The 11,582-nt window shown below is 36.9% G+C and carries 12 protein-coding genes and 1 riboswitch; of the genes, 1 reads left to right on the top strand and 11 read right to left on the bottom strand.

Annotation, left to right across the window (positions count from 1 at the left end; genetic code table 11):
* Positions 1 to 33 precede the first annotated feature (33 nt).
* The 10 genes from AC4BD1_RS04595 to AC4BD1_RS04550 all read right to left on the bottom strand — a co-directional run bounded on the left by AC4BD1_RS04595 (position 34) and on the right by AC4BD1_RS04550 (position 9,578).
* A complete protein-coding gene (locus AC4BD1_RS04595) occupies positions 34 to 468 on the bottom strand; it encodes a hypothetical protein (RefSeq protein WP_490485886.1) in 435 nt (144 codons plus the stop codon).
* Between the two features lie 264 nt (positions 469 to 732).
* Positions 733 to 1,458 carry a TatD family hydrolase gene (locus AC4BD1_RS04590; RefSeq protein WP_206910108.1) on the bottom strand — a complete coding sequence of 242 codons (726 nt, stop codon included), beginning with the start codon at positions 1,456 to 1,458 and terminating at the stop codon, positions 733 to 735.
* Positions 1,448 to 2,185, bottom strand: coding sequence for an ABC transporter ATP-binding protein (locus AC4BD1_RS04585; protein ID WP_490485885.1), 738 nt, complete (start codon positions 2,183 to 2,185; stop codon positions 1,448 to 1,450). Before AC4BD1_RS04585 ends, AC4BD1_RS04590 begins: the two co-directional genes overlap by 11 nt.
* An 11-nt stretch (positions 2,186 to 2,196) precedes the next feature.
* Complete coding sequence (locus tag AC4BD1_RS04580; RefSeq protein WP_206910106.1) at positions 2,197 to 3,192, bottom strand: ABC transporter substrate-binding protein; 996 nt, start codon at positions 3,190 to 3,192, stop codon at positions 2,197 to 2,199.
* A gap of 13 nt (positions 3,193 to 3,205) precedes the next feature.
* Entirely contained in the window at positions 3,206 to 3,952 is a 747-nt protein-coding gene (locus tag AC4BD1_RS04575; protein WP_206910104.1) for an ABC transporter permease, read from the bottom strand.
* 84 nt (positions 3,953 to 4,036) lie between these two features.
* A riboswitch (TPP riboswitch) is annotated at positions 4,037 to 4,141 on the bottom strand.
* Positions 4,142 to 4,208: 67 nt separating this feature from the next.
* Positions 4,209 to 5,531 (bottom strand): dihydrolipoyl dehydrogenase family protein, encoded by a 1,323-nt coding sequence (locus tag AC4BD1_RS04570; RefSeq protein WP_490485884.1) that lies wholly within the window; start codon positions 5,529 to 5,531, stop codon positions 4,209 to 4,211.
* Positions 5,528 to 6,484: an ABC transporter ATP-binding protein gene (locus tag AC4BD1_RS04565; RefSeq protein ID WP_206910103.1), complete on the bottom strand. Its 957-nt coding sequence runs from the start codon at positions 6,482 to 6,484 to the stop codon at positions 5,528 to 5,530. Before AC4BD1_RS04565 ends, AC4BD1_RS04570 begins: the two co-directional genes overlap by 4 nt.
* Positions 6,481 to 8,022, bottom strand: coding sequence for an ABC transporter permease/substrate-binding protein (locus AC4BD1_RS04560; protein ID WP_490485883.1), 1,542 nt, complete (start codon positions 8,020 to 8,022; stop codon positions 6,481 to 6,483). The genes AC4BD1_RS04565 and AC4BD1_RS04560 overlap by 4 nt, the downstream gene beginning before the upstream one ends.
* 742 nt (positions 8,023 to 8,764) lie before the next feature.
* Entirely contained in the window at positions 8,765 to 9,142 is a 378-nt protein-coding gene (locus tag AC4BD1_RS04555) for an LPXTG cell wall anchor domain-containing protein (RefSeq protein WP_206910101.1), read from the bottom strand.
* Positions 9,143 to 9,290: 148 nt separating this feature from the next.
* The gene (locus tag AC4BD1_RS04550; protein WP_206910100.1) at positions 9,291 to 9,578 is read right to left on the bottom strand and encodes a hypothetical protein; all 288 of its coding nucleotides are present in this window, start codon (positions 9,576 to 9,578) and stop codon (positions 9,291 to 9,293) included.
* Between the two features lie 137 nt (positions 9,579 to 9,715).
* Between AC4BD1_RS04550 and AC4BD1_RS04545 the strand changes: the two genes are divergently transcribed.
* Positions 9,716 to 10,396: a YitT family protein gene (locus AC4BD1_RS04545; RefSeq protein WP_490485882.1), complete on the top strand. Its 681-nt coding sequence runs from the start codon at positions 9,716 to 9,718 to the stop codon at positions 10,394 to 10,396.
* 112 nt (positions 10,397 to 10,508) lie between these two features.
* Here AC4BD1_RS04545 and AC4BD1_RS04540 read toward each other — a convergent pair whose 3' ends face one another.
* Positions 10,509 to 11,537: a zinc-binding alcohol dehydrogenase family protein gene (locus AC4BD1_RS04540; RefSeq protein ID WP_490485881.1), complete on the bottom strand. Its 1,029-nt coding sequence runs from the start codon at positions 11,535 to 11,537 to the stop codon at positions 10,509 to 10,511.
* Positions 11,538 to 11,582 lie beyond the last annotated feature (45 nt).

The raw sequence follows: 11,582 nt of genomic DNA, 5'->3' as shown, positions 1-11,582 counted from the left end.
TAAAGATGGCACGAAAAGTATAATCATTGAAATTTACCAGCTAGCTGCTATCTTTTTTAATTTTTTTCGCATTCTCGTATCATTTAATTGCGTGATTAAATCCTTTTGCCTTCTGGTTTCTTGTAGACAGGTACTCGTTGTATTCGGACAAGCCTCTTGATACATCTGTCCTAATAATTCATACTGGTATTTTTTCTCGTAAGTTGAATAGTCTGGCAATATCTCATGAAATTTAGTCATTGAAATTTTATTACTCATGCTTTTAGTGATGTCATATTGAACATTGCACGCATAAAGTTCAAAAACTGACAAAGTTTCTTTAAGAGAATATTGTGTGAGCAAATGATTCATTGATTGATTTTCTTCCCCTACAACATATAGTTCTTCCATTGCTAAGTGAATTAAAAATAATAACTCCTTTTGTTCTTGAGATAACTGGTTGATATTTTTTTCAAATGAATTTTGCATTTTACTTTCCCCCTTACTCATGAATAGTTTTTCTTTTTATGAACGAATGTCTGAGTCACCCTCCCATTTACTACACCTGTCATAAAAAAAAGCCGTGACAAAAACTTGTCACAGCCTTTTAATGTAGAATTCATTTCTCACAGTGAATCAAACTTGATCACTGAAATTCCACGAGACAAGCTTTTCTTCATTTTAACAGAAGTAAAAACTGATAACCTCGTTATTGTCCAACATGACCACTAATATTGCTGACTCACTTAGACATTAAATTTCACCGCTAAGAAATGTTTGAAGATTCTGCGTCATTCTCTTCGCTAAACTCGTCGACTGGATCATTCTTAATTCAGCTAAAGATTGCAAATGACTTGTGACTATCGACTTGTAATCTTCTACCTTTACTTTTTTTCCCAATGCCCATTCGATAGCCGCCACCCCATCTGTTTCGATCAACAAACGATCAAGCGGTACTTTTTTCGCCAATTCTGTGACTGCCTTATTCCGCATCAAATCGATCCCAATGGTGAAATAGCAACCAAGGTCAATATAAGCTTCTTGAAGTGCCATACTTGAATACCAATGAATCAAGTAACGATTGGGATATTTTTTGATCAAGGATAAAATTTCTGCTTCGCATCCTTTTGTATGCAAAACAACTGGTTTTTGGTGTTCCATTGCATAAGTCAGTTGCTGTTTAAAAATAGTCAGCTGTCGTGATATTGGCACTTGTGTCCACACTCTATCTAATCCAATTTCACCAATTATGTTGGCTTTTTCCAAATAAGGTAAGACTTCTTCAAACTGGTAACGATCTGCTTTCCAAGGATGAACACCAAAACTTAACATTTGAAGACGTCCCTCTTTAGTCAATCGCCGATTTTCTTTCCATTCTTCCGGCGAGTCACAATTTAGAATCGTCAATATCTGATGTTTTTGTTGCTGTTGTGCTAATTCTGCACTTCCTGCCAAATGACAATGTCCATCAATCAACATATGTTTCACCTGCTAACAATTGATAGATGTTTTGTTTCAGCATTGCTTGTTCGCCAAGCCAACTCCTTGTTCGTTTTTCTTCTGGTAACTTGATATCTGCAATGATTTGCGCGGGTCGAGCAGACAGCACTAAAATTCGATTGGATAAATAGATTGCTTCTTCGATATCGTGGGTCACTAGTAAAGTAGTCCTCGTTTTTTGTCTTGGTAACTGGAGTAGCCAGTCTTGCATCTGACTTCGAGTCATCGCATCCAACGCACCAAACGGCTCATCTAACAATAAGTAGTCAGCTGGATTCATCATAGTTCGCAATAATGCAACTCGTTGTTTCATACCACCGGAAAGTTGTTCTGGTAAAAAACTACTATATTTTTTCAATCCAAATAATTGCAGTTCTGCCATTACTTTTTCTTGATTGATTTTTTGATGGTTGATTTTTTGATACAATGTGACATTTTGAAAAACACTAGCCCATGGTAATAATAGATCTTCTTGTGGCATATAACTAAACGCTGTATTTAATCCTGTAATTGGTTCCCCATCAACAAAAATATCTCCTGACGTTGGCGTCATTACACCAGTTAAAACTTTCAATAAAGTTGATTTGCCTGCACCACTTGGAGCAATGATCGATACAAACGAATTCTTTTCAACAATAAGATTCATTTCTTTTAAAATCTCTAAGTTATCAATCGTTACAGTTAACTGATTGATTTTAATTGCCACGTCTTTTCCTCCTATTGAATAAATTGATTTGTGAATAATTCTTTTGAATCCACTTTTTCTTTAATTAGCCCACTCTCTTGCATAAAATCAGTATAGTTGTCCCACACGTTTTCTTGCATCAATCCCCATTTCTCTGGTTCATCGGTATAATTTTCTGAAACAAATGCTTGTGACTCTTCCAAGAAACTTAATTGGTTGTCTGATGCGTACTTATGCAAAATTTTTGCACTTGCTTGTGGCTGTTTGATTGCTTCTTGATAACCTTTTTTTGTTGCATCCATAAATTTTCCAACTATTTGGGGCTCTTGTTCTATCATTTTATCACTTGTAATAATAACAGGAGTATAATAATCTAAACGTTCATCTAGTTCTCTCAACGGAAGATAATTCAAGTCAATTTGCGCTTCTTTTGCCTTAATCATATCCCAGCCTTCAAAATACCACTGTAAATCGACACCTTTTCCTAAAGCTTCTGGTCCTTCTCCAGTGCTCCCAACAATTGTTAACTTAGAAAAATCTGCATTATCATGCTCCATAACTGCTTTCAATACCGCTTCTTCACTAGGACTTTGCCAACCTGCATAAGTTTTCCCCTCAAAATCCTTTGGTTTCGTTATCCCGCTGTCTTTCGTTGCGACAAATCCAGAAGTATTGTGTTTCATAATCGTCGCAAGCGCTTTTACCGGAATGGATTGACCATCAGCATGTGCGTAAGTGACATCTTCTTGGTAACTAACGCCGAATTGTGCTTTGTCTGCACCCACTAAACCAATACTTGTCGAATCGTCCCCTGGCTCAATGATATTCACATTCAAACCTGCTTCTTTATAGTAACCTTGTTCTTTGGCAACATAGATACCTGTATGATTCGTATTTGGCACATAGTCTAACACAAGAGTGACATCCGTTAATTTTTTTGTGGTATCCGTATCACTTGCTTCCTGTTTATTTGAACCACACGCGGTAAATAGTAACAAAGCCGGTACTAACCATAACAATTTTTTCATTTTCTTCCTCTTCCTATTCTCTAGTGTACAACCAATAATAATAACTTTTCTTTACTAACACACTTAAGCCATTCAACAACAAACTAAGAACGACCACACAAAGGATTGCTGCGAAAACCTTGTCGATTTGATAACTGTTTTTTACACGAATCATATAGTAACCTAATCCTGACTGTGCGCTTAGCCATTCTCCAACGATTGCACCGCTGACACAATAAGTTGCCGCAACTTTTAGCCCAGAAAAGAACCCCACAAGACCTTCAGGAATTTTGAAGATTCGATAGATCTGTCCTGTGCTTGCCCCCATTGTTCGCAAAAATATAATTTGTTCCCTTGATGCTTTGCTCAATGAATCCGCAAAAGAAACGACTATCGGAAAGTAACTCATCAAGATAACTAAAATCACTTTCGGCATTAGTCCAAAACCAAACCACAACGTAAGTAATGGTCCCAATACCATGATTGGCAAAGTTTGTGACACCACCAAGATAGGATAAATTGCAGTCTTTAATAAGTCATAATAGTCCATCAGCAATGCTGTGAAAAACGCAATGATTCCTGCAATCACTAGGCCTAATAAGGCCTCACTCAAAGTCGTGAGCGAATGAAAAAACAGCGTGTGCCAATCAGCAAACAATGCTTGGAAAACGGCAATTGGACTAGGCAAGATAAAAGTTGGTGTCTGCAAGAGTTGAACACTGACTTGCCAAATCAGTAGCAAAACGCAAATACTGATTGCTGGATATAAATGTTTCTTCAATAGTTCACCTCCTAAATGAATCGAATTTAACACTGGAACAAAAAAACGCTTGTTTGCGGACACAACATAGGTCTCACTTAAACAAGCGTTTGCTATGTTTCTCCCTTCACCAGTATTAACTGACAGGTTCGATGGGTCTAAGTTCACAACTTACTCTCATGCCGTTTACGACATCCCCAGAAACAAGTATTCATTTTTTTCAGTGTAGCATAACAAAATTCGGGCAACAAGCACTTCTTCTTAATTTATCCCTTCACTATTTCAGTAAATAGGGTAAATCACTAGCCAATGTTGGATAACCAAAGATCCATTGATCCACGATTTCTTTCGTCAACTGTTGATTGATAGCTATCGCTAGAAAATCAATCAGTTCATCTGCTTGTTCACTTAGGACGCTGGCACCAATCAAAAAGTTTTCTTTATTAAAAAAAAACTTTGCTTTAGCTAACGGTTCATTTACTCGATGATAAGTAAACCAATCCGTCATTTCTTGGGTAACTGTTACTGTTTGCCTGTCATCTTCGACTTTCGTTACTCCAACAGTTGCAATCTTTGGACTACCGTAAACGATAGTGGGAATGACAGGATACTTAATGGCTTCTTGCAGTTCTTTTGTCACTTTTCTAGCAACATATTGTCCTTCAAATGTCGCCACAGGCGTTAATTTTGGTAACTGTTTCTCAATAATGTCTCCGCAAGCAAAAATTTTGGGATTTGTTGTTTGAAGAAATTCGTTGACCATGATCCCTTTTTTCGTAAAAGCAACATTGGCACGCTCCAAATGTAAAGATTCAACATTTGGTTGGCGACCAGTTGCGCAAAAAATAGCGTCTGCTTCAAACGTTTCTTTCTCAGCAATCAACTGTAATTTTCCATTTTGACGCGTGATTTTTTTTGTATCTACATCAAAAGCAAACTGGATTCCAGCTTTTTTCATTTGAATAATGGCCTCTTGAACCAATTCTTCATCAAATTCTTTTAAAGGTCGCTGATTGTGATGCACGATGGTTACTTCACTCCCCGCCGCGTGAGCAATTGTCGCTAATTCAAAGGAAATATAGCCTCCACCAATAAAAATCAGTTGTTTTGGTAAATCGGAAAGCGCTAGAAAATCAGTACTCGTTTGTAAATATTCCTTTCCTTCTATCGGCAAGATCGTTGGACGTTGCCCAGTTGCCAGCACAAAGTGTTTTCCGCGAAATGTTTTTCCCATTAATTCAATCGTTTCTTCGTCAAGAAAACTTGCTGTTCCAGTCAGATGATCGATTCCTGCTTGGCTTAATTCTTTTTGGCGATTTGCAGAGACTGGATCAGTAAATGTTCGTTTAAAAGACTGAAGTTCTTGCCAATTCAATGGTGGTACTTCAGAGAACCCTTTACCAAGCAATTGCTTGACCCGATTACGTGCTTCCACACCACCTATCAAGATTTTTTTGGGATCACATCCTCGATTGGGACATGTCCCTCCCCACAAGTTTTCTTCAATTACTAATACTTGTTGCTGCTTTGCTTTCAACTCATAAGCGGCACTTAATCCAGCCACTCCTGAACCAATCACAATTGCGTCATACTCCTTCATCGTTTGTTCGACTCCTTTCGACTTAAAAATGCAAAGACATCTTGACCAGACAATTCTCCAATAAGCTTTCCTTGATTGATGACTTGAACAACTGGTGCTTGGGCTAATTTTTGATAAGCCTGAGTTAATGGAGCTGTGATCTCAATCATAGGAACATTTTTATCTGTTATTTCTTTGTCATAGAAACCTAAAGCGATCAGTTCTTCCACCAAAATTTCTTTTTGATTGGTTTCTTCAAAAAAGCTTTGAACAAATGCGTTATTTGGTTGCTTCAATAGTTTTTCCGGTGTATCACATTGAATCAACTGACCGTCTTTCATGACACCTATTCGACTACCTAGTTTGACTGCTTCTTCCATATTGTGTGTAACAAAAACGACAGTCGTCCCTAATTCTTGATGTAATGAAAGAACTAATTCTTGCAAGGAAGCACGTGAAAGAGGATCAAGTGCACTAAACGGTTCATCCATCAAAATGATTTCTGGATTGGCAGCAATTGCACGTAGAATACCGATTCGTTGTTGCTCTCCACCAGATAATTCCCGTGGAAAGCGATCTCGATAATCCGTTGGCGAAAGCCCTACTTTTTCCAATAACTGATCCACTTGTCGTTCCCGTCTTGACTTGTCCCAGCCTAGCATCTCTGGTATCACTTCAATATTTTGTTTAACAGTCATAGTTGGAAATAAAGCGATTTGTTGTAAAACATATCCCATCTTCCACCGCAATTTTTGTAAATTGTAGCTAGTTAATTTTTCACCTTTAAAATATATCTCCCCACTCGTTGGCTTGATCAATCCATTGATCATCTTCAGCGTACTTGTTTTTCCACTACCAGACGGGCCTACTAATACGAAAATCTCACCTGGATGAACAACAAAGTTTAGTTGATCGATCACAACTTTTTCAGCAAATTTTTTTTGGACTTGATGAAACTCGATGATTTCTGTCATTTTTCAGCCTCCTTGCTCAACCCAATCGTTACTAAAAACTCGTGGGCGACTTGTGCTGGTTCTCGTTTTTCAACATTTACTTGGTAATTCATCTCAATCATTTCTTCTTCAGTGATTTTCCCACCAAGTTGATTCAAGGCATTCACGATTTCTGGATGTTTATTAGCAAAATTTTCCTTCATTAGAGGTGCACCTTGGTAAGGGGGAAATAGTTGTAAATCGTCTTTTAAAGTCACTAATCCATATTCTTTTAACTCACTATCTGTCGAGTAAGCATCAATTATATTGACGTCCCCATTCTTGATTGCTTGATAACGAAGACTTGGTTCCATGCTTTGGACACTTGGAAATGCTAGATGATAAACCGATTGGATTCCGCGATAACCATCGTTACGATCAATAAATTCCAAAGTGAAACCTGCTTTGAGTTGATTGTTCACTTTGATCAAATCAGAAATCGTTTCTAACTGATGCTCTTTAGCAAAGGACTCTTTCACTGCTAGTGCATAAGTATTTTGATACGCCATTGGTTCTAAGAAAGTCATTGCTTCTTGTTGCTGGAGCAACTCTTTTGCTTGTTGATACGTATCTTTTTCGGATAACTTCGTTTCTTTCATTGCTTCTGGAACCTTGACCAAGCTTTCTAAAACCGTTCCAGTAAATTCTGGATAGATATCGATTTGCTCATTATGTAAGGCGCTAAACAAAAAGCTCGTCTTTCCAAAATTTGGTTTGATTTCAACAGCAAGATCTGGATTTTTTTCCTCAATCAGTTCTTTATACATCTCAATCAAAATTTCTGGTTCTGAACCAAGTTTACCCGCAATTACTACAGGCTCTTCTTTCACAAAAAATGTTTGGTAAGCGGATACGCCTCCAAGGACGCCAATTGTCAAGGCTAAAACAATCAAGGTGTATAGCGGTCGAACACGTTGTAACAAACGAATCAAACTACTAAAAATAATAGCTAGTAATGCCGAACTAATAGCACCAATCAGTGTCAACGCAGGTGTATTGCGATCGATTCCCAACAAGATAAACGTTCCTAAACCACCTGCACCAATCAACGCTGCTAAGGTAGCCGTTCCAATAATCAAAACCAACGCTGTACGAATCCCCGAAATAATTACTGGCAACGCAATTGGTAATTCAACTTTGATTAAACGTCGCATTCGAGACATGCCAAAAGCTACAGCTGCTTCTTCAATTGATGGGTCGATTTCAGTTAAACCAATATACGTATTTTGAAAAATAGGTAGTAATGCATATACGACCAAAGCAATCAATGCTGGCACTGTACCAATTCCAACAAACGGAATCAATAATCCTAATAAGGCTAATGATGGAATCGTCTGTAATACACTAGTGATTTGTAATAAAACTTCTGCTAACTTTTTATGACTCACCGACCAAATGGCTAAAGGAATTGCAATCAAAACCGCAAGGAGTAATGCAAAGAAAGAAATCGATAGGTGTTGGAACGTGGCAGTTAGCAATTCTGCTTTTCGTTCATCGAGAATTTGAATAAACTGATTCATTAGTCTCCTCTTTCTTAATTAATTTTGTTATTTCTTAAGTATAAACCTCTCAAATACTTTCCCCAAATATGTTGCCTTGTTAAACCAAAAAGACCAGAAAAATCATGATGATTTTCTGGTCTTTTTGGTTGATCTAAAAACAACAAAATAATGGGGAATTTTAGGAGCTCTTCTGTCTTAGCAGTTCAGCCCAACAAATCAATAAGAAGAAAAACAGCCAATAAAGTGGAAATCTCGTGGGGGAGATAATTTTCTTTACTGGCTTGTTCTCTTGTAATTATAGGTGAGTAGACGAAATTTTTGTGAGAATTGTAAAAAAAAGCTGTTTTCTGCGCATAACTGTTAAAAAATAAGACGTTTTTCTTTTTTTGACAAAAAATATGTTTTTAGTTTCTCTTTCTTGTCGTGACTTTTTTCACAAGTATAATTGTTGGCATTATTACTAAGTCATTGCTACCATAGGTTCAACGGACGTCCGTTAACAATAAAAGAAACTTGGATGAGAGAAGAATCTTTGGGGGACTCTTTTCTTAGCCTAGTTTCTTTTCCATTTTTTATTTCTTTTTACCTTGTTGATGGTCGTTTCCTCATTGTTCTTACAAAGATATATTACTTAGCTTTACAACGAGAGGACACTACTTCACAACTATCAGGTAACTTATTTATAAAAACAACTCATTTTACTATGTGCTCCCATGTTCTTTGATAGTTTCAATCAAAGAACATTAAGATAAACGCTTTACTACGTTTTATGTACGAATCCCTTTTTCTTAATGATGCTTCTTATATAGTAAGCAAAAGATTGACCACTACTTTGAATTGCTTTCATGACATTACTCTTCTCCCCAAAAAAGTTCATTTCTTCTCGTCCAAGTAGGTAACCAACGAATGAAATACAGACCAGACATATTCCCAACCAAACCAATGCTTCTGACTGAACCTCTGCTGTTTTTGGCAATTGCTCTGGCATAGTGATTGTTGTTTCTCCTAAAGTTGGTCTATACAGCACTCCTTGGACGGTAAGTGTCGTTTCGTTCCCCTGTGTGGCAAATGCTACTGGACTCGTCAAGAAAATAGCTAACAGAAATATCGTGCCGATCATTAGCTTTTTCTGTCTCATTTCATCCCCCCTTCGTTGTGTGACGTAATTGCTTTCCCCGAGTTAAATAATAACAAAACTCACTGCTTCAAATCTATTCAGATTTTACCGTCCCATCGGAAAATATCAATTTTAAAAAAACTAATCCTTCACGTGATTATTTTTTTATTTAAATCATTAATTCTGTTCCTGTTTCTTTAATACCATATAAAGGAATTATTTCTGCATCCAATTGATAGTAAATATTTTTTTCACGATTCATCATTAGTTCAACTAAAATTTCTTTCATTGTCAATCCATTTTTTGGTTGATTGAAATGTAAGACTAACTCGTTTTTTGGCGTGACCTCAATCTTTGTGACTGGCCGTTTCTGATTTTTAATCAGTAAGAAGATTCCTTGGTATTCTTTGTTTTGTGGCGGATTGGTCAAAATAGTTAGTAAGTCAGCAGCGCGCATGATTTCCTCCTTTGTTTTTGTTTGCCTAATAAAAAGTTTTCACACAGAAAAAAATTTCTTTTTCCCTCTTGAAGAATTGATTCTATTTGTATAATATAGGGGTTGCTGAAAATTTTCAAACAGAAAAGGGGTTAGAGATGAAAAAACTACATTTATTTACAGACCTTGGTGGAATTATTTTAGGTGCTGGGATCTACGGGCTTGCTGTAACTGGAATCAATGTACCTTCAAAACTTGCTGATGGCGGGGTGACAGGTATTGCGTTACTGCTAAATAACCTTTTTGGATTTGCACCTTCAATTACTTCATTAGTCTTGAATTTACCATTATTACTGATCTCATTATTTATTTTTGGAAAACATGCATTTCTTCGTACGATTGTGGGAACATTTGCATTAGTTTTCTTTTTACATTTATGGGAAAGTCTTCATATACAGTTTGCCGTTGGGAACTTGTTAATCAATAGTCTGATGACTGGTCTACTTTCTGGTATTGGTTGTGGCTTGGTTTTTCGCTTTGGAGGTAGTACGGGCGGAACCGATATTTTATATCAAGCAATTGAAAAGTATTTTCACGTTAAAATCGGAAAAAGTCTTTTCTTAGTCACTTTTGTTATCTTAGTCGTGTCTCTTTTATACCTTGATCTTAGACACTTCTTATACACTTTACTAAGTTGCTCTGTTTTAGCTTATACGTTAAACAAAGTAAAATATGTTCAGCTTCCTGATTTCTTTCAATCAGCGAAATATTCAATGGGGACTTTAGAAGAAACTGCCACGTCTTTTGAAGAATTACCAGAATATCAAGAACCAATTTGATACAACTAGTTTGTTCAACTTAAAAAGAGCTTGATCATGCCGTACACCTCAAAAGTTCGCTTTTTAGTTTAACTTTTGAGATGCGCTACGGATACTCAAGCTCTTTTTTTATTTAGTCAACAAAACCACCCGTTAATACCACTTTCCCTTGAACATGTCCTTCTTCGACATCTTTTGTTGCCTGCTTCAAGTGAGTGACAGAAATTCCCTGATAAACTTTGCCTAAATGACTATGCACTTCTTTTTGTTCAACCAAAGTGGTGATTTTTGCTAAAATCGCCCCCTGCGTTTCAATTTTATAATCAAAATCCGTTTTCGCAAACATATATTCCCAATCAAAACTAATTGAATGATTTTTCCATTCACCAATTGGTAAGGGTTGATTGATACCAACAATTGTTCCCACTCGGCCCCCTGGTTGTACAATTTCTAGTAGTTGTTGGAAATAAGGTACAACATCATATAATACAGCCACATAGTCTACACGATCCGTTCCCAAAGAAATCAATTGTTTCTTTAAGTCTTCATGGTAATCCAAGGGATGATCCACTCCATTATTATGGAGCCACTCAAAGTTTTTGACACTCGCTGTTGCAAATATTTCAAGACCACTCCATTTAGCAAGCTGAGTCAAAATGGAGCCAACCCCGCCTCCACCGTTGATTACTAATAATTTTTTCCCTATATTCGCTTTTGCTTGTGGGGTTAATTGAAATTTTTCAAATAATAATTCAAAAGCCGTCAAGCTGGTTAACGGTAACGCGGCTACTTCTTCATCTGATAAAGAAGCTGGTGCTTTTGCTACGATTCTTTCATCGACTAGTTGAAACTCTTGATTACTACCTGGACGTTTGCTACTTCCTGCATAAAAAACACGTTCGCCGATTTGAAATTTTTCAACCCTCTCACCTACAGCGACGATTCGCCCAACTGCATCAAAACCTAAAACAGTTAACTGATCTTTTTTTGCTGCATTCTGACGAAACTTCGTATCAACTGGATTAACAGAAATTGCATCTACCTCTACTAACAAATCGTGACCTGTAGCAACGGGAACTGCATCAGTTATTTCGATGAAACTCTCTTTTTCTTCGATTGGTAACCCTTGATAGAAGCCAATTTTTTTCATTTGTTTTTTCATGATTTTTCCTACTTTCTAAAAGTTGAGATATATAACGTTTAGCTC

This window comes from Enterococcus sp. DJ147D b (assembly GCF_058216655.1).
The sequence above is the reverse complement of the archived record's forward strand: the minus strand, read 5'-3'. Positions and strand labels throughout refer to the sequence as shown.